Origin of the sequence: Prochlorococcus sp. MIT 1323, assembly GCF_047304905.1 — a bacterium.
GTDB lineage: Bacteria > Cyanobacteriota > Cyanobacteriia > PCC-6307 > Cyanobiaceae > Prochlorococcus > Prochlorococcus marinus_D.
This window is the reverse complement of the sequence record NZ_CP138973.1, coordinates 674,473-693,712: the sequence shown is the minus strand read 5'-3', so window position 1 is coordinate 693,712 and position 19,240 is coordinate 674,473. Positions and strand designations below refer to the sequence as shown.

Sequence of the window (19,240 nt, the reverse complement as noted above, 5' to 3'; positions counted from 1 at the left end):
CGTGAAGATCGAATTAATCCTGTCCTCTTGAAGCGGACCCCCCTAGTGACTTTCCCCATGAGCAGTCCTCTTCGAAAATTCAATAACTCAGATCGTCAACGTCAGGTTTTCCGCAGATCTCGACCCAGAAAGGTGCTTCCTCTATGGCGTCAATTTGTTGAATCGATGCTGATGTTGGTTGGCGGCATCGGTTTATTAGCTTTTTTGAACTGGGTTCCTCAACGACTCGATGGGGTGGTGATTGTCAGCGAAGCAATCGCAGATCTGATTCGCGGTATTACTCATCTGCTTGAGGCCCTTTTGGGTCTTGGTTCGGTGATTTTGTTGGCTGGACTCGTGATGCTTGGACTAATCCTTCTCCTTGGTGGCAGCTGGCGGATGTTGAGGTTTTTTACACAACTATTGAGTAGGCCGAAGAAGGTTTCCAAAAGGCAAATCCGTCGCCGGATCCTTCGTTAGTGCCTGCGAGGATGAGGATGCGGCGCCAGGGATCTTTGCAACATCCAAAGCTCCTCCATCGTTATATCGCTATCGTTGTTTAAATCCAGTCTGCTGAAGTTGTTGGCCAGCCAGCGGATTGACTGAGCTTCATAGCGATTGAGTTTCCCATTGCCGTCGATATCGGCTTGCTTGAAACGTCGTTGGAGCCGTTTACCGTTTGGATGAGTGCCGGGAGGTCGCAAGTCCTCTAAAACTAAATAACCTCGTGAATTCTTTCTATTCAGCCTTCTTATCAGGTAAGTCTTTTCTCCAACCTCGCGTGCATCCAGCCGACCATCGCCGTTGAGGTCCAATCGTAAGAACATGGCCTCCATGCGCTGGCCGTAATACTCAATGCCATCTGGTACTGCTTCGGCACCGGTTTGGTTCAGCAGAGTTCCAGTGCTGATCAGTCCTGCAGTGATGAACCTGAAAACCTTTGACTCCAATGATTTCGGCCAGCAAAGAGGGGGCCTTGGCTGATTTGTCATGCAATCAGCCTATGGATCGTGTCCAGCAATGTCGATGACTGAACTATGACCAAAGCTCTTTGAGCTGTGACATGCTCCAACCCCTGTAGAAAAAGCGATAGAGATTGTCTATACCATCGAGGAACAGTGGCTTCTAGAACACGCAATAGTGATGGAACGCTCCTCGATGATCTGGGTTGTGGACGATGACCCAGAACTGCGTCAGATGGTGGGTACCTATCTGATTGACCAGGGTTATGACGTTCGCTGTCTCAGCGATGTCAAGCAACTGGAAGCACGGTTGGAATTTCAACGACCTGATCTTGTTGTCCTTGACTTGATGCTGCCGGGTGATGATGGCCTTTCCGCTCTGCGTCGTTTGCGTGATGCAGGGGACGATTTGCCTGTTGTGATGCTTACCGCGAGGGGGGAGGCCGTTGATCGGATCATCGGTCTCGAGCAAGGTGCAGACGATTACCTCGGCAAGCCATTCCTTCCACGAGAGCTTTCTGCTCGTATTGAAGCCGTTTTGAGACGGCGCTGTGCGCTTCCTGCTGGCACCCCTTTAGCAGAGGGTAGCGATGTGGTTTTTGGTGGGAATGTGTTGAATCTTTCCGCTCGTACCCTGACCCAAAATGGTTCTCCAGTTGTAATTACGAGTGGAGAATTCAGCTTGTTGTCCGCATTTGTACAACATCCTCATCGCCCTCTTTCTAGGGAAAGATTGATCGAACTCGCACGTGGGCCAGCTTGTGATACTGATAGTCGAAGCATGGATGTTCAGGTTTCGAGGGTGAGAAGGTTGGTCGAACCCGATTCCAGTCGACCTCGCTATATCCAGACGGTATGGGGCTATGGATATGTTTTTGTCCCTGATGGTGAGCCCAGGTCTCGTTGATGACGCGGACACAACGCAGGTCGGCGATCGTGTTCACTTCTTTGGGCTGGAGTGGCGTTGTTCTTGGCAGTTGGGCGCTTTGTTTATTGGTTTTGCAGGTGCTCTTTGGCCGACAGTTAGAGATGCTTCAGACCGTTCAACTTGGTCGTGATCTATCACTCAACGTTCGTCTTACTGAGTTAGCTCTTGAGCGGTATCCCCCTGCTTTGGTTTCTGAGCTAACAGGGCTGGATCTAGCAGTGATCGAACGACCACCAGATCCGCCCCGATTTGATCATTCTCTTCAGCGGCAAACAGATGCGCTTCAGAGGCAGCTATGCCAACGACTCTCCCATTGTCCAATTTTGATTCCTTTCTCGGCGGAAGGCGCGCAACGTGGAGCTTGGATTGAACTTATTTCCCCTTTAGAGCCCGTTTGGCTCCGAGTTGGACTGCGTTCCGCGTTTGGTTGGCCACCGGAGCCAATCATGTTTGGGCTGGCTTTGGTTGGTGCCGTGGTGATTTGTGGTGGTCTTTTTCTGCTCTTTCAGGTTGATCGACCGTTGAGGGGGCTGGAAAGGGCTCTCGCTCGTGTTGGCGATGGTATTGATCCTGAGGCTGTAACAGCAGTTGGAGCTCCTGAAGTTCAACGCCTCACACAACGTTTCAACGCCATGCTTTTACGCTTATCGGCCAACCGCCGTGAAAGGACAACGATGCTTGCAGGCATCGCCCATGATCTGAGAGCCCCCATAACTCGACTCAGTTTTCGGCTGTCTTTGCCATCCCTCAGTGCTAAGGATCGTGAGCAATGTTCAAGGGATTTAGAGTCACTTGAGCGAATTACTGGCCAGTTTCTTCTTTTTGCCGGTGGTGGTGATAGCGAAGCCTTGGTGGAGTTGCCTCTAGATGCGTGGATGGCAGAGGTCTGCGCTGCTCATTCTGCCGACTTGCTGAGGCTTGATCTTCAGCCTCTTATGGCCAAGGTGAGGCCTGTTGCCTTGGGACGAGCAGTTGTCAATCTCATCGACAATGCATTTACCTACGGTTTAGCCCCCGTGAATGTGACGCTGCGTGGCTTTGAACACAGCTATCACATCGAAGTTTGGGACCAGGGGAAAGGCATGCCAATGGATCAGTGGGAGCGAGCCTTACAACCTTTTCAACGCTTGGATGAATCACGCCGGGAACAGGGGCATAGCGGCCTCGGGTTGGCGATCGTTGCTCATGTTGTTAGTCGACATGCAGGCCAACTTAGTTTTGTTGCTTCTGACGGAACCACTGAAGATCAACCTGGTCGATTTGCCGTAAGGCTTCAATTGCCTTTTGATCCTCCTGACTAGTCATTGGCGTAAAACGCCGTTGATATTCTCAATTGTTTATGTCAGATTGCTCAAGGATTGAGAAAACTTGATTGATGTTTTCTTTTTGTCACTTTAGCAGGCAATACAAGTTTGCTTTGCTAGAAAGATTGAATGGGCAAAGACAAGAACAAGAAACAGAAGAAGGCTTCTGTGTCACCAGAGAAAATCAGTGAGCTGGATATGGAAAGTCTGGATACTACTGATCAAGATATCCAACATCCATCAGCATTTTCAGATGGTCTTCATTCAAGGGTTCAACGTCTCAACAAGAAGCTATATAAGTCTGAATTGAAGAAGTTTCAGTCTGATTTGGTGAGGATGCAGTACTGGATAAAAGCCACTGGTTTTCGCATGATTGTGCTGTTTGAAGGTCGTGATGCAGCTGGTAAAGGGGGCACGATCAAACGATTGACAGAACCTTTGAATCCCCGAGGTTGCCGTGTTGTGGCCTTGGGAACTCCATCAGATCAACAAAAGACCCAGTGGTATTTCCAGAGATACGTTGATCATTTCCCTGGCGCTGGAGAAATTGTCGTGTTTGATCGCAGTTGGTATAACCGCGCTGGAGTGGAACGGGTCATGGGTTTTTGTACACAAGATGAGCTAGATCGCTTCTATGAAGCTTGTCCTCAATTTGAAAGGATGCTCGTACAAAGTGGCATTCTTTTAATCAAGTATTGGTTTTCAGTTAGTGATGTACAACAGGAGGCCAGATTCCAGTCAAGGATTAACGATTTTACGCGTCGTTGGAAGCTTAGCGAGATGGATCTTGAGGCTCGTAATCGTTGGGTTGAATTTTCCAAAGCAAAGGATGTGATGTTTACTCACACCAATATTCCTGAAGCTCCATGGTTCACCGTAGAGGCTGATGATAAACGTAGAGCTCGTCTAAATTGTATTCGGCATTTGCTCAGCAAGGTCCCCTGGGAAGACATGACACCGCCGGCCATCAAACTTCCAGCTAGGCCTGAACAGGGTGAATATGAGCGCCCACCAATTAATGAGCAGTTTTTTGTACCCAATGCCTATCCTTATGATTGATATTATTGGACGGATTCCTCCCATTAATAATGTTTCTATCATAGTAGTCAGTACTCCTCACTCTCAATACTATCTTGCAGAATTTGATGGCTTTGCCTATGTGCCGATAGTTTTATTTTTACAAGGCTAGCTTTCAAGTCTAACCAATAATTAAGCCAGGTCTTTCGTAGAGATTCATTGATTAGAGCGCCTTCAGTTGCATGTCAAGTGTTACATGCAGAATTCGATTCTTGACCTTGATAATATCGCAATTTCTGTCGGTATAGGCACTAATGGTCTTTCAAAGGCTAATGCTAATAACAGATCATTATCATCCGCCTTTCTCCCCTATCTGTGTGAGGAACTAAATGAAGCTCTTCCAGCAATTGCTGGTGGCACCTGCTGCCTTGGGCCTGATGGCCCCAATGGCTGTTAATGCCGCAGACCTAGACATCAAAGGTGTGTCCGATTATTCGGCCTCCAGCGAGCAGGTCACCAGCATCTCCCAATTCCAAGATGTTTACCCAACCGACTGGGCTTATCAGGCTCTGAGCAACCTGATTGAGCGCTACGGCTGTGTCGCTGGCTATCCAAGCGGTAGCTACTTGGGCAACAGAGCAATGACCCGCTTTGAAGCGGCTGCTCTGTTGAATGCCTGCCTCGATCGCATCACTGAAGTCACCGACGAGCTGCGTCGTCTGCTCAACGAATTCGAGCAGGAGCTCGCCATCCTCAAGGGCCGTGTTGATGGCCTAGAAGCCCGCGTTGGTGAACTCGAAGCCACTCAGTTCTCGACAACAACCAAGCTTGTTGGTCAGGCTTCCTTTGTTCTCGGTGCAAATAGCTTTGGTGGCTCAGTTGACGACGTAAGAGATATCTATAACAAAGAGTGGGGTGCAACCAGCTTCAACTATGACCTTGAGCTTTTGCTGAACACGAGCTTTACAGGTAAGGACTCACTGTCTACTACTTTGCGTGCAGGTAACTTCGGAAAGACTGTATTCGGAGGAGATGGACCCACAAACCTCTCGACCTTGGAAGTTGCGTCTGAGTCAGAAACTGGTGCCGATCTCGTGTATATCGACAAGATTTTCTACCAATTCCCGATTGGTGAGAGCTTCACCGCAACTCTTGGCGCAATCGTTGGCCAGGAAGACATGCTTGCAATTTGGCCAACGGCCTATGCAAGTGATGGATCTTCAACGGTTTTGGATGTCGTCACATTACCTGGTGCATCAGCTGGTGCTTTCAACAAAAACCTGGGTCAGGGGGCTGGCATTTGGTGGGAGAACAATGGTTGGGCAATCAGTGTCAATTATGTCGCTGCCAATGGACGTAACGGTGATCTCAATTCCAATGATGATCTTTGTGGTGGCATAGCTAATGATTGTTCAGCTGGAACAGGAACTGCTCAAATCGGATATATCGATGAGCAGTGGGGTGTCGCTGCGACCTATAGCTATCTTCAAAATAATGATCTTGTCCTTTACTCGAGTATGGATGTAGCTGATAGCTACGGATTCACTTCTGGAACCGACAGTTATACAAATGCCTTCGCATTGTCTGCATACTGGATGCCTCAAGAGAATGGTTGGATCCCTTCAGTTAGCCTTGGCTGGGGCATCAATTCAACCAGCTTTGACGATGACGATGATGTTTACGAGGGAGAAGTTTCTCAGTCGCAGTCCTGGATGGTTGGTCTCGAATGGAATGATCTGTTTGTTGAAGGTAACGCTGGTGGTTTCGCGATCGGCCAGGCACCATTCGCAACCAGGCTTGAAGGTGGTGGCACACCTCATGATGGAAACTATGTTTCAGAGCTTTGGTATAAGTTGCAGGCGACTGACAACATTGTTGTTACCCCAGCCTCTTCTATCTGAGCCGCCCTGCCTCAGGGCTTATGGATACTGATGAAACACTCAACCAGTTTGGTGGTGTATTCAGCTTCTAGATCGCAAGCTTTGACTTGCATCATCAGGTTGATATTTCAAAGTTGTTCCAGAAGATAATCCATGGATTTTTACACTCTTTCATATTCAATTGTCTATTGCAAAAGGCGTTTGCAATTTTTACATGATGAACTATTTGTTTAATCCATATAGGCATTACACGCTTCATATTAAGAGAACCTAGCGAATTTAATGTTTAATAGAGTATCCTGCTTATCGTTTTAAGGCACTAGCAGGCCTGATTAAGCTCACAAACAATCTAATAATCTCAGAGCAAACCATTAATCAGAGATGTTTGATTATTTTATCTTTACTGTGGTGATGAAATATGTTATTTCTTCATCGATTAATACCAGGCCATTAATCGATCTATGATATGTGAAAAAGAGTGGACGAGTTGTTTGCAATTTTGATCTCTTGTTAAATAGAGATATTTTGTAAGTATCATTAATTTAACGCAGGTATCTCTTGCTTGAGCTGAATTGCCCATGACATCAGTCGATCATCCGTCATGTCTGATTCGCTATCTTCATCGAGGGGTAGACCACAGAACTTGTCCCCTATTAAACTCTTTGAATCTTCAAATGTATAACCATCTTTTGAGACATATCCCACCATTGTCGCTCCTGCATTTTTGAAGCACTGATGCAATTCTTCAATAGCATCACAGAAGTTTTCGGTATAAGTCGATGAGTCTCCGAGCCCATAGATTGCGACTTGTTTACCACTAAGGCTTAGCTTGGAGATGCCTTCGAGCATTGAATCCCACGCTGTACCAGATCGTTCACTATCTGCACCTGTGTTCCATGTTGGAATACCGCAGATAATCGCATCTAAATCGTTTAGCGGGCTTAAGTCCTGTAGTTCAGCCAAATCCTGAGGTGTATTAGTGCCATTGAGGAGAGGATGAAGCCGATCAGCAATATCCTCAGTTTTACCTGTTGTTGTTGCAAAGTAGATGCCGACAGCCATGGATTCAATAAAAGCAAACTAGTCTTAATTCATCAAGGCTTATTTATGTCGTCCATTATTAACTCAATGCCGTGCTTATTTATACAACATATTGGTTGTTCTAGATGGCTCTAAGATTTTCCTTTGCAAGCAAGCTCTGTTGCAGGCATTTTGTAAATGAAGGAAATGTGGTTTTTTATGAAATTTAGGGTGAGAATAGGCAATGATTTGTTCAACCTTGTCTTTTTAAGAAACTGAATCATTAGTGAGGCTTGTTAATTGAATGAGCCTCTGGCTAGATGAGCCTTTAAAGAGCTGCAGGATTTGAATCAAATGAGTAATTTATGTTCCTTCAAGCCCATATTCTATATTCCTTCAGCATGACCTTGCGTCTTCTGCAGTATATGTTGTTACGCCTTTCTGTTTATTCTTATATTAATTATAGTTTTGTTTATATGATAAACCTCTGTTGACAGCTTTTATTCACTATCGCTTGGTTTGTTTAATTTTTAATGACTTAAATTCAATGATGCTTTTATTGACCTTATTCTAGTCATGTCTCATGGGTAATGAAATCATGACATTAACTATGGTTATTGGGATTATTGTCAAAGGATTCTTTTGAGCTGTGCTCTACAGGCAGCAATCTTTATACCTTTGTGCTTTAACTCAGCTGGTGGCTTATCCGTTGAGGCGTTCCATCCAAAATCCGGCTAACTGCCAGCTGGTCCAAAGAAATATACCTAGGAAAGCCCAGTTCATCCATACAGGCCGTTCTGGGTTGTCCATCCTCGTACTCATCATTAATTCAAATCATGGCAGCATTCCCTCATTATTCAATCTGGATGAAGGAATTGATGCACTCTCTGGATTTGGCAATTTCTCCTTAGAGTTATTTCAATAAAGCCTTTTTGCTTTTCTTGCCATTGCAGGCCTGTTAACCCGTCATGATGGAGGATCCGATGATGCCTTATGGCAGATGCTCCCTATCTAATCGCCTTGGCCTTGCTTGAGCAAAATGGTAAGCGTTCACTACCACTTTCAGGTAAATCACAGTCTCTTCCACCTAGCAATGTGGACATTGATGGTCATCAGGCGCGTCATGACATGCCATCAGATGATGGCAAGGCCCTTGCTTTGGAATTATTGCTGCGCATATGGCAACGTACAGATGACGGCCCCTTGAACCGAGCTGTTGGAGCAAACAGCTTCCTACTTGTAGAACTGCCAATGGAGCGTTTACCGGAGGATCTACCCGCAATCAAGGCAGCCTGGATCCAAAACGGGGACTTCTCGAGCTTCCTTCTGGATTTGAAAAAAATAGCCGATAGAGGCTGGACCCTAGAGTTTGCCAAGTATCAGCCAGTTAGCTTCAAGGCTTGGTAATGGGTCGGCTAAGCAAATATATTCTGGGATTATTTATTATTACTATTTTATACTTTATCACTGTCAACTCTGTATTTCTTGGTCTATTCATCAATATTGAACTACTTAAAAGGATTGATTTTCATACTTAAAACAGCATCCCAACAGATGTTTTTTCATGAAGGCGAACTGTCGATCATAGATGCAAGATAAAAAATGATTTCTGCTGTGAATCCTATCAATTTTTGATTGATTACAATCTTTGTATTAGATATTACGTGCTTAGATCATTTGGCCTTCATGATCTTCTAATAGATGTTACTTTCAGATCCCCGATATTGAAAAATATTCCTACTTAGTCTATACCTTATTTCCCCTGTGAACTTCACTCGAACCACTCGCTCATTTCTAATCACCTTCTTGATTCTGTCACTTTGCAGGTCTAAGATCATTCATGCTCATTATGATGCTGAGTAAATCCTCCAGACAGGCGCTGAATTATTATGCAATCAGCAGCTTATATCTTTTTATGGTTCAAATACTGTGCGCAATGCTTTCGTCCAATGACCTTATTGCTTTTCGTGATTCTAAAATAAATCACATTTGCCTGCTGTAAATGTCATTGATAAACACAAGTTATTATTTTATAGCCACTCTTTTTTCTTACTTGAGTTGCATTTATTTGTTTATTGAGCTCGTTTCAGCAGCCGACCCTTATCAATCAGGCTGTTGGTACTGCTGTAGCAGTTAACCTCAACAATATTAGTGTAACAAATTCATTTTCTATGCAAATGACTCGCCTCTTTGTTGTTCAGCATTTAGACCGTGAAACTCCTGGTTTGTTTGAAGACCTTGCACAAAAACACGGGATGGCAGTCCATGTCATCCGAGTGGACCTAGGGGAACCTTTGCCTTCTTTGGTTAAAGGAGATGGTTTGCTGGTCCTAGGAGGGCCGATGGGCGTAGGCGATCTGCATAACCCAGCCTTCCCTTGGTTAGAGGATGAGGTTCTTTTAATTCAACAAGCCTTGGAGCATCAGATCCCTTTTGTTGGTGTGTGTCTTGGTGCACAGTTACTTGCACATGCTTGTGGTGGTGGCGTTGAACCGCTCTTGGGCGGCGATCCACCGCGACCACTTGCGGAGGTCGGGTGGGCACCAATTACATCCACGCTCGAGGCAGGAAATCAGTCAGTCATCAGGTCTTTAATCCAGCCACTGGATGTTTTGCATTGGCATGGCGACAGGATAATTCTGCCTACAAATGCCAATGTTCTTGCCAGTAGTCTTCGCTGCCGTGAGCAATTGTTCAGAATTGGCCCATTGGCTTATGGCCTCCAGTTTCATCTAGAAGTCGAGGATGAAGATGTTTTTCGTTGGATTGCTGAAGACAATGATTTCATCTGTGCAGCCCTTGGCGATAACGCAGCAGATATTTTGCGTGATCAGCAGCAATTTTATAGTAGTAGCAGTAGACCTAGGCGGCTAAAGCTACTTTCAGATTTATTTCGCGAGCTTTGGCCATCACATTTTTAGATCATCAGATATTCTGTAATCTATTGCTTCAGAAGCTTAACTATTTAATGTTTAATTGATCAATTTAAACTTAACAAACCAGTCTCTAGGCTTTTTGTATATATAGCGATTGCATTCTTGCTAGACTTTAGATAGACTATATATCTTGCGCGAATCATTGTTTTCTCGCAAGTATTAGCTGGCTCTCATGTTTTTCACGTTGACAGCTTGATTCATGCTTGGCTGTATTCTTTAAAATAAAGAAGTATCCGCGAAAGTCTTAAGATGCCCTTTCATTTTTCCTGCTCGTGTCCCATTCTAGTATTGATCACTGTCTTTACCTATTGATTGTGTTTGGCACTACCCCTTGTGCAGGCCAGTGAGGATTTGCCTTTGTCTTGATGATTATGTCTTTATGGCATTATTTTTGCAACCTCAGCATGACTTCTTTGGAAATTTTCGCTGACATTCTAATTTGGATTCGCATATGAATCACAATCGATTTATAGCCTGATCTTATATGGCTTTAAATCGTGATACCTTATCGTCAATATATTTATTTGATGAGTATTTGGCATGGATCTCTGCTTCTCCTATATTGTTACTCAATGAAGTTCTCTATACTTTTTAGGCGCTGCTTGCCTAGCCATCATCAACAGATCAGTTGCCCCATATGTGTTTAACCCGCTTAGCGATTACACCCACCTCTATGCAAAGGCGCAGTTTGCTGACAAAAGTGGCATATTAGAGGGAGACTTCAAACGTTAGCCAGATCCCAACACAATCCTACGATCCACCAATCCAACCAGATAACAGGCCTCTAAACAGGACTGATTTCGTCATTGAGCCCTACTTGCTACGCAGTGACCCTTGGGCTTGTTGGCAGTTGTTCTCCACTCTTGTTCCGATCGCTGGATTATGGCTGATGGTTTCATTGATTGGGCATGCATCCTCTCCAGTTGGCCTGAAGGCTGTTCAATTACTCATTGTTCTTGTCCTGTTGGTTTTGCTGTCGTCTCGCTGCTTTGCTTTAATGCATGATTGCGGACATGGTTCTCTTTTTCACTCCCGATGGCTGAACCGCTCGGCCGGTTTTTTTCTTGGAGTGCTGAATGCGATACCTCAGCACCCTTGGTCAAGAGGGCATGCATATCATCATAAGCACAATGGAAATTGGCAGCTTTATCGAGGCCCTTCAGCTTTATTAACTCTTGCTCAGTATCAATCTTTATCCAAAATCAATAAGACTATTTATTTTATAAGTCGGCACCCATTGATGTTATTTCCTGGTGGTTTCTTTTACCTCATAATCAAACCTCGATTGGCCTTGCTTCTGGGATTAGCAGAATATTGTTGGTCTAAGTGCAGTCAATTTGTTGTCGGTCTTCGAGATGATGGATGGAAAAGTATCAATAGTTTTCGCTCTCAATTACTGAATCATCAGTCAAGTTATTGGTATACCTCAGGAGAATTAGCTGATCTTCTGGCCAATAATCTCTTAGTACTAGCAAGTTGGTTATTAATGAGTCGATGGCTTGGAGTCGGCCTGTTTTGGACTTGTTACTCTTTGGTGATGACAGCTTCGGCAGCAATCTTTATTTGCATCTTTTTTGTTCAACATAATTTCCAAGGTTCCTATGCTCATGGTAATGACGACTGGAGCTACTTTGCTGCAGCAATTGAAGGGAGTAGCAATTTAGATATTCCACTATGGCTTAATTGGTTTTTTGCAGATATTTCTTTCCACAGCATTCATCATCTTTGCGAGCGTATACCTAATTATAGATTGAAGGCATGCCATACGCATAATAAAGCACTTCTGCATCGAGCAAAGAAATTACGCATTACAGACATACCAGATTGCTTTGCTTATATTCTCTGGGACTCAGACTCCAATAAGTTAGTCACACTTGCAGAGGCAAATCTACAACCAGTTTGACTAGGCTATCTTAAAATTAGATATTCTATTTACTTTCAACACAATCAACATAGAAACTGTTTTGAAATCTAATCATCTGATATTAAGGTAACTAAAACGGAGAGGGTGGGATTCGAACCCACGATGCCCTTGCGGACATGCTGGTTTTCAAGACCAGAGCCATCAACCACTCGACCACCTCTCCCTCAACTGACTCGATCAAGTCAGCTCTGATATTTTAAACCATGACATTTGCCTTTGCTTGAAAATGCACCATCCAAGGTTTTGTGCCTAGATCTTTGATTGGGGTAATCTCTTAACCTCTCCTTTTTTGGCAAAAGCAATATCTCATTTATATCGTAGAGGTGTATTGACTATATTCCATCGATATGTCAGCCTATTGATTTGCTTTCAGATCCTTTGACCAATTATGTTTGCCAATGCATGACTTGAGAAGTTACTGATGCCTAGTAAGCCTCGAGATCGGCTCGGAGAAGTTTATGGTCGCCTAACTGTTGTTCGTGCGTCCGATCGCAGAACCGCAGCAGGCAATTGCTATTGGTGGTGCCGTTGTAGCTGCGGCAATGAACGTGAAGTTCCGAGTGACTCTTTATCTCATCGGTTGAGAAAGAAAAAGAATATTACCGAATGCATTGAATGTTCTCGTGAACTCACAACTGAGGCTGTTTGTGATAAGAATGATCGTGAGGAGAACTTAAGAAGAAAGCAGGCGCTAATTAATCGAAAGAATCTTGCAGGTAAGGTTCCAGATCAATGGCTAAAACTTCCCTTAACTGATGCTCATGCTAGGGAAATTGGAGTAAAGAAATTTTTCAGAGGCACTTATTGTCTTAATGGTCACCTTTCTCCTTATCGAATCAATGGTGGCTGCTTGGCTTGTAATAGAGCTGAATAGGATGCCTATTAACCAATATTCTATGTACTCTGATTAGTCTTGCTTACCAAGCAGCCATAACATTCATTCCCGTAGCCCATATCCCCATGCCTACCAGGCAAGCGCTAACGGCTCCCATGCCTACGCAGCCAATGCTCACTAAACCCATGAATACCACTCCAATACTTACAAGGCCCATCGGCACGATGCCGATTGCAATGATTCCACGCGGAGCAACCCCAATAGCAAAAATCTTTGCTAAAGCGGAAAACTCTTCTCCTCGTTTCGATTGATTTGGTCCATCAACAATTTTGGGCTTCATGCTTGTATGGTTGCAGGTTAATAGTAATACCCTAAGGCTACTTGCCTATCTCTAGCCATCGCAAAGATCAATCAATTAATTTGATAGGAGGATGATTAATGTATTTATCCGACGATTAAGGCTATATCAGTTTTTTAAACCTTTTTTTTGAGTTTGTTCGAGGCATGTGATTGATAGGTTTTCCAACGTAGAGATCAGTGATGTAAAAAATACAGAATAAATTCCATGCTTCTTGGAGTCTCTGCTTCATTCTTCTTGTCAAACTCCTATTGAAAAGTTGTTAACTATTGATGTGTTGGTCTGTCTATCATTCTTCAGGTTCATGAGCATCGTGTTTACGTGTATCTAAGGCAATATTTTAGGTTTTTACACTCACCATTCGAAGTTTATTTTCGCGGTCTTCCAGTAGTGTCCTTAGCCATTTGGCGGCGATCGCACGAGAGATGGTGCGATTATGCAGAAATTCGCAAATCACCAGATATAAGGGACCTGTATTGGATTCAATATTGAATTGAGCATCGTATGCAAGTAACTGCTCATCTGTTTGACAAGCCCTGAGTTTGTCGACTATTGCTTCGCGTGTGCTTTTACTCATCGCATTGACCTTGATCTTGGCAGTGCTCATTGGCTTAAGTAGGTGTAGATCGAACTTGCCTTACCCCATAAATAGCCACCTATCGCTTTTGGTTGCAATGGTCTTTACCAACCAATTGATTTGGTTTCGTCAGAATTTTATGCTTCTTGCCTAGAGATCCGTCCTGGTGAACCATCCAGCACGGATCCCATCAGCGTTTTTGTCAGCTCCCAGGTTTGGCAAGTGGAAGTAGGCATTTGTCTGAGTCACAGCCTGCCGGCCCCGCCTCCATCAGTTCACCTTGGTCATAGGAGTGAAGAGCTTCGAAGAAGTTGCTCCTCACCCTCCGATTAGCCACCTCTGCTTGCAGGCGCTCGAATGTGTTTGCATCGATCGGTTCAAACGGCAAGCGCGGGAAGGTGGCATTGTGGGCATCGAAGCGAGCAAGCAGCGCAGCAGAGATGTAGCCCTCACTGTTGTCAATGGCCTGATGCAATGCTTCTCCCAGACTCTCTATCTCATCCTCACGCAGTTCGATCGTCGCTGAAGTGTTGTGGGCCGTGTAATGGCTTTGCACTTGCATGTAGAAATCAAATTGAGCTAGTGCTGAGAAGTTATTGATATTGACAGCATCGGCTCCAGGCAGGTTGGCCCAGCTGACTTCCGTGGGGATTTCAACCAACCATTCGCTGCAGCGAGGATCAAATGGATCATCCAGCAAGCGACCCTGCTCATCTTTATCAGATTGAGACGGCACAACGGTGTATCCGTAGTCCATACATGCCATCGCCACTGGATCATTCTTGCGGAAGGTAATCCGACGAATGAAACGCTGGGCCTTAGGAGGATGCCATCCCGGCGCTGCTCCTGTAAGCAGACTTTTCGTTCCGGCTGGTTGAACTGTGGTGCAACGGCTAGGGCGACGCAACTCGTGGCGATCGCAATAGTCCCAGACAGTTTCGTTGACTATTTTTTTCCAACGGATCAAAAAGGATGCTTCCTTTTGCTTGAATTGGCGACCTTCATCTGTGTCTGGTCGACCGTTTTCCCACCATCTGAGCCAGGCAGTGCCGAAGGCATGGACGAAGAAGTCAAATAAACCAGTAAAACTCACGCCCACAATTGGATCCCAGGCACGGCTTTGGCGATATCTGGGAACTTCAAAGCGATGGTTTAGTAGGCAGGCAACAGATAGAGCAGCAGCTTTGAAAGCATCGGCTTGACCGTCTTCATCGCAAGGGTCGATTTGGTTGAGATGGATCTCGGCCAAATTGCAGTGAAAGTCGGCTCCAAGAATTTCCCCGCATGGGTTTAGGCCATAGCGGCCTAGTCGATGCTCTAGTTCGCTGGCATCGATCGGACCGTGGTTGGTCTGCAACCAGCGACCTGCTTCGTCTTTTCCCTGATCGCAGTAGATCCCAATGAATTCCTGGCGTAATTCTTGTGTGGTGAGCAGGTCTGCATTGGAGCGAGCAATGGCCTCTGGTGCGAATTGAATGGCACCCTCTCCAGAATGGAATTGTTTTCTTACGGCTTCAACCACAATCGATCGGCTCGGTCTGTTGTGGTAAACCCTGGTGTGATTGGCCATGCGTAGCGCATCTTTTTCGGGATCGATGCGCCAATTACCTTCGGCATCTTGTTGCCAGAGATTTTCTTTGGCCTCTGCAGCTGCAAGATCTTCCGCCGAGAACTGACGCATGCCAGCACTGCGGCGAATGTTGCCTGCCACGATCGTTACTGCGGCTTCGTCGATTAAGAGGCAACACTCCACTGAAGTGAGGCGACGGCCGACTGCTTTACCAAGCAGTCGAGCGACACGGGTATAAAGATCCTTCAGCTTCACTGGATTGGCCATTCCACCAAAGCCCTTGAGAGTCTCGCCTACTGGCCTTACGTCTGAAAGGTCAATACTCACATTGATGGTTCGTCCAGCGAAGCGCTCATCGCTGCATAGTTCGAGTAATAACTGATAGCTGTCAACCCAGCCACGACGTGTGTCTCCAACCTTGATCAAGACGTTGTCGTTTTCAATGCTGTGCGTTGTCTGCTCTTGTCTTTGATGTGCTGCTGTTAGGCCAATATCTGTGACGCCAACGATTTTGATGGGGTTGCGAACCACCGGAAGCTGATCAATCAAGTGAGGTTCAATGACAGCACCAGTTCCGCAGCCCATCATCGCAAGGTCCATCATTAGACCAAAGGCTTCCCAGTCCACCAGGTTGGTGGATGTGCAGTTGTAGGCACCTGAGAAATTCTCTGCTCTTTCGATCCAATCAGTTCCACCGATCCATAGCCAACGACCAGAGGGGAGAGCCTTTTTCTCGGCTTGCATGCGCGACATCAGCGCTACCTCCTCAGCTCTGAGTTTGCCGAGTTGCTGCAGTCCTTGGAGGTTGCGTGTGCTGACTTCGTTCCAGCTTTCTCGTCCCGACGAGGTGCGGCGGCTGTAAGTGCGATAGAAAACCGGGTTAGCGGCTGGAGCCGTAGCAGGGAAATCACCACGTTGTCCGCTGGCTTCTAAGGCTGTCATTGCTATCTCAGGTCTGCTCGAAGTCAGGGTCATAGGTTGGCTTATGCCGATAAGTACGGGAACGCTACCGCCACTCATGGTGTCTGCAAGCTTTAGTAACACCATCAACAGTGCCTGGCTGAGACTAGTGAGAAATCTGATTGAGATCTTGTGAAGCGTTTGCCTGAGCCGGAGTTAATGGATGATCCGCTTCAGGCCAAGGCCTATGCCGAAGCAGATTTCTCCTGTGGTGATGAGGCATTGATCGAACGCTTGCAGGAGTATCTGATCAGCTTGTGCAAGATTCCTTCTCCAGGCAGCATGATCGTTGATCTTGGTTGTGGACCTGGAAATATTTGCGAGCGTCTCCAGTGCCTCTGGCCTGATGTGATGGTGCTGGGCATTGATGGTGCTCAAGCGATGCTTGATCACGCTTTGCAACGGCAAAAAGCGATGGCCGCTGAACTTAAGCGACTGACCTATCGCTGTTCCAATCTTTCATCACTCGTGAACCAATGCGTCGATTTGAAATGTTCGGCTGCTCTCGTTGTTAGTAATAGCTTGCTTCACCACCTTCATGACCCAAATCTTTTATGGCAGGTCACTAAGTATTTAGCAGCCCCAGGTGCGTTTGTTTTTCATCGCGATTTGCGTCGACCCTTATCGACGAAAAATGCTATTGCGCTTCAACAAAAACACATGCAGGAAGCACCCTCTATTTTGATTCGTGATTATTTGGCGTCTCTGCACGCAGCCTTCACCTTGGAAGAGGTGCAGTCACAGCTTGTTCATGCAGGTCTAGATCATTTGCATGTGATCGAAGTTGAGGACAGGTATCTCGACGTATTTGGCACGATCTAAGTGCATAGGGTCAGTTTCATTTATGAGGCCTTCTCGCCCGTTCTCACAAGTGAGGGCGCAAGTCTTTTCCCATTGAATTGAGTTGTCGCTGAAGAAAGTATTGAGATCAACGTTGGTGTTGGTGCCATGGCCCTCAGGTAGGGCTCAGTACTAGAAATCGATGATCTTGGTTGCGTCGATGGATCAGAATGATTGAGTACGCTTAAGCACTTTGCCAAACCAGTTTTTCTCACTGAGATGAGTTGAGATTGAAAAACTGATCACAATCAATCATTGACAGAGGCTGAAATATCACCTTTACACCTGCCGCGAAGTGAATTCCTTGTCTTATGAATCTTAGACCCAGTCAAAGGCTTGATCATTTATCGCACCTTTAATATGCACTTGCACCCGCCAGATCTTCGTCACAGCTTGACCTCTCTTCCCGATTCCACGAGCCCGCCGATTGATTCGAGCTCTTCAATCGATATAGATCAAGTCCTTGAGGCCTCGTTGGCTGAGGCCATTAGCCGTCGCCGCAATTTCGCGATCATTTCCCATCCAGATGCGGGGAAGACCACCCTTACAGAAAAATTGTTGCTTTACGGAGGTGCGATCCAGCAAGCAGGGGCTGTTAAAGCCCGCGGTGAGCAGCGCAAGGTGACCTCCGATTGGATGGAGTTGGAGAAGCAGCGGGGTATATCGATCACCTCCACCGTGCTGCAGTTTGATTATGCAGATAACACAATTAACCTTCTTGATACCCCCGGACACCAGGATTTTTCCGAAGACACTTATCGCACCCTGGCGGCTGCAGATAATGCAGTGATGTTGGAGGATGCAGCTAAGGGTTTAGAACCTCAGACCAGAAAATTGTTTGAGGTATGTCGAATGAGAAACATTCCAATCTTTACTTTCATAAACAAGATGGATCGTGCAGGGCGGGATCCTCTGTTGCTGTTGGATGAGATTGAAGCAGAGTTGGAACTAATACCTTGGGCCGTGAATTGGCCTATTGGTAGTGGGGAGTTGTTTCGTGGTGTTATTGATCGTCGAACTAGAAATGTTGTTCTTTTCACAAGAGCAGAAAGGGGCAGGCAAGCCAGTGAACGCCACCTTCACCTTGACGATCCGGAATTGCCAAGCCTTGTCGAGCAGGAGCTTTTGGACCAAGCTTTGGAAGAGTTAGAGCTCTTGGAAGCAGCAGGTGCAGAGCTTGATCTGGAATTAGTCCATGCAGGCGAGTTGACACCTGTGTTTTTTGGTTCAGCAATGACCAATTTTGGGGTAAGGCCTTTCCTTGATGCCTTTCTTGAGATGGCGCAGCGTCCGGTAGCTCGTTCTACAAGTGAGGGCCCTGTTGATCCTCTGCGACCGTCCTTTAGTGGCTTTGTTTTCAAATTACAGGCCAATATGGATCCTCGTCATCGTGATCGTGTTGCCTTTGTAAGGGTCTGCAGCGGACGTTTTGAAAAGGATATGACGGTGCGCCTAGCACGAACCGGTAAATCCATACGTCTATCTCGCCCACAGAAGTTATTTGGCCAAGAACGTTCGGTTGTTGATGATGCCTATCCAGGTGATGTTATCGGTCTAAACAATCCTGGTATGTTTGCGATTGGTGATACTCTGTATACAGGCTCTAGAGTTGAATACGAGGGAATACCATGCTTTAGTCCTGAGATATTTAGCTGGTTACGTAACCCGAATCCTTCAGCATTTAAAAATTTTCGTAAAGGAGTCAATGAGTTAAGAGAGGAAGGGGCTGTACAAATTCTCTACGATACTGATCAGAGTAAGCGGGATCCGATTCTTGCTGCAGTAGGTCAGTTGCAGCTTGATGTTGTTCAGCATCGTTTAGAAAACGAATATGGCGTTCAGACACGTCTTGAACCTATGGGGTTCCAGGTGGCACGGTGGGTCAGTGATGGTTGGCCTGCTCTAGATGAGATGGGACGGATATTTAATTGCAAGACCGTTCAGGATGCCTGGCAGCGTCCTGTTCTCTTGTTCAAGAACGAGTGGAACCTTAACCAGCTTCTTGATGATCACCCTGCGTTGGAACTTAGTGCTGTTGCGCCTGTGGTTAGTGGTGTAGAGCCGATCAGCCTTTGAGCGTTGGGCCTAAATCTGCTTTCCTGACGAAAAGAACTCGCGATTCACTGCTCTAGTTAGCCAGAATCGTTAAA

The 19,240-nt window shown here is 45.9% G+C and carries 15 protein-coding genes, 1 tRNA gene and 1 pseudogene; 11 read left to right on the top strand and 6 right to left on the bottom strand.

Annotated features, from left to right (window positions below):
* Positions 1-57: 57 nt before the first annotated feature.
* Positions 58-459, top strand: coding sequence for a hypothetical protein (locus SIB68_RS03250; RefSeq protein ID WP_063400561.1), 402 nt, complete (start codon positions 58-60; stop codon positions 457-459).
* Here the strand turns inward: SIB68_RS03250 and SIB68_RS03245 are convergent.
* Entirely contained in the window at positions 456-971 is a 516-nt protein-coding gene (locus tag SIB68_RS03245; RefSeq protein WP_081215524.1) for an EF-hand domain-containing protein, read from the bottom strand. The genes SIB68_RS03250 and SIB68_RS03245 overlap by 4 nt on opposite strands.
* A 151-nt stretch (positions 972-1,122) precedes the next feature.
* On the opposite strand from SIB68_RS03245, the gene SIB68_RS03240 reads away from it, so the two are divergent.
* The 4 genes and pseudogenes from SIB68_RS03240 (at position 1,123) to SIB68_RS03225 (ending at position 6,162) form a co-directional block, all read left to right on the top strand.
* A complete protein-coding gene (locus tag SIB68_RS03240; RefSeq protein WP_196757129.1) occupies positions 1,123-1,848 on the top strand; it encodes a response regulator in 726 nt (241 codons plus the stop codon).
* Positions 1,848-3,170, top strand: coding sequence for an ATP-binding protein (locus SIB68_RS03235; protein ID WP_063400560.1), 1,323 nt, complete (start codon positions 1,848-1,850; stop codon positions 3,168-3,170). Before SIB68_RS03240 ends, SIB68_RS03235 begins: the two co-directional genes overlap by 1 nt.
* Before the next feature lie 132 nt (positions 3,171-3,302).
* Complete coding sequence (gene ppk2 / locus SIB68_RS03230; protein WP_063400559.1) at positions 3,303-4,232, top strand: polyphosphate kinase 2; 930 nt, start codon at positions 3,303-3,305, stop codon at positions 4,230-4,232.
* Between the two features lie 347 nt (positions 4,233-4,579).
* Positions 4,580-6,162, top strand: a pseudogene (locus tag SIB68_RS03225) (iron uptake porin).
* 445 nt (positions 6,163-6,607) lie between these two features.
* On the opposite strand, the gene fldA reads toward SIB68_RS03225, so the two are convergent.
* A complete protein-coding gene (fldA, locus tag SIB68_RS03220) occupies positions 6,608-7,132 on the bottom strand; it encodes a flavodoxin FldA (protein WP_063400558.1) in 525 nt (174 codons plus the stop codon).
* Positions 7,133-8,083: 951 nt separating this feature from the next.
* Here fldA and SIB68_RS03215 point away from each other — a divergent pair.
* The 3 genes from SIB68_RS03215 (at position 8,084) to SIB68_RS03205 (ending at position 11,929) form a co-directional block, all read left to right on the top strand.
* Positions 8,084-8,497 carry a hypothetical protein gene (locus SIB68_RS03215; protein WP_063400557.1) on the top strand — a complete coding sequence of 138 codons (414 nt, stop codon included), beginning with the start codon at positions 8,084-8,086 and terminating at the stop codon, positions 8,495-8,497.
* 770 nt (positions 8,498-9,267) lie between these two features.
* Positions 9,268-10,011 (top strand): type 1 glutamine amidotransferase, encoded by a 744-nt coding sequence (locus SIB68_RS03210; protein ID WP_063400716.1) that lies wholly within the window; start codon positions 9,268-9,270, stop codon positions 10,009-10,011.
* Positions 10,012-10,915: 904 nt separating this feature from the next.
* Positions 10,916-11,929, top strand: a complete 1,014-nt coding sequence (locus tag SIB68_RS03205; RefSeq protein WP_413681914.1) for a fatty acid desaturase — start codon at positions 10,916-10,918, stop codon at positions 11,927-11,929.
* A 97-nt stretch (positions 11,930-12,026) separates the two neighbouring features.
* Here the strand turns inward: SIB68_RS03205 and SIB68_RS03200 are convergent.
* Positions 12,027-12,113: transfer RNA gene (locus tag SIB68_RS03200), tRNA-Ser, on the bottom strand.
* Positions 12,114-12,371: 258 nt separating this feature from the next.
* On the opposite strand from SIB68_RS03200, the gene SIB68_RS03195 reads away from it, so the two are divergent.
* The gene (locus tag SIB68_RS03195) at positions 12,372-12,824 is read left to right on the top strand and encodes a hypothetical protein (RefSeq protein ID WP_063400555.1); all 453 of its coding nucleotides are present in this window, start codon (positions 12,372-12,374) and stop codon (positions 12,822-12,824) included.
* A 43-nt stretch (positions 12,825-12,867) separates the two neighbouring features.
* Here the strand turns inward: SIB68_RS03195 and SIB68_RS03190 are convergent, their stop codons facing one another.
* The 3 genes from SIB68_RS03190 to nrdJ all read right to left on the bottom strand — a co-directional run bounded on the left by SIB68_RS03190 (position 12,868) and on the right by nrdJ (position 16,265).
* Entirely contained in the window at positions 12,868-13,125 is a 258-nt protein-coding gene (locus tag SIB68_RS03190) for a hypothetical protein (RefSeq protein WP_063400554.1), read from the bottom strand.
* A 358-nt stretch (positions 13,126-13,483) separates the two neighbouring features.
* Positions 13,484-13,750: a spectrin repeat-containing protein gene (locus SIB68_RS03185; protein ID WP_011130172.1), complete on the bottom strand. Its 267-nt coding sequence runs from the start codon at positions 13,748-13,750 to the stop codon at positions 13,484-13,486.
* Between the two features lie 172 nt (positions 13,751-13,922).
* Positions 13,923-16,265: a ribonucleoside-triphosphate reductase, adenosylcobalamin-dependent gene (nrdJ, locus tag SIB68_RS03180; protein WP_196757136.1), complete on the bottom strand. Its 2,343-nt coding sequence runs from the start codon at positions 16,263-16,265 to the stop codon at positions 13,923-13,925.
* Positions 16,266-16,391: 126 nt separating this feature from the next.
* On the opposite strand from nrdJ, the gene SIB68_RS03175 reads away from it, so the two are divergent.
* Positions 16,392-17,072, top strand: coding sequence for a class I SAM-dependent methyltransferase (locus SIB68_RS03175; protein WP_063400715.1), 681 nt, complete (start codon positions 16,392-16,394; stop codon positions 17,070-17,072).
* 378 nt (positions 17,073-17,450) lie between these two features.
* A complete protein-coding gene (locus tag SIB68_RS03170) occupies positions 17,451-19,166 on the top strand; it encodes a peptide chain release factor 3 (RefSeq protein WP_081215523.1) in 1,716 nt (571 codons plus the stop codon).
* Positions 19,167-19,240: the final 74 nt, after the last annotated feature.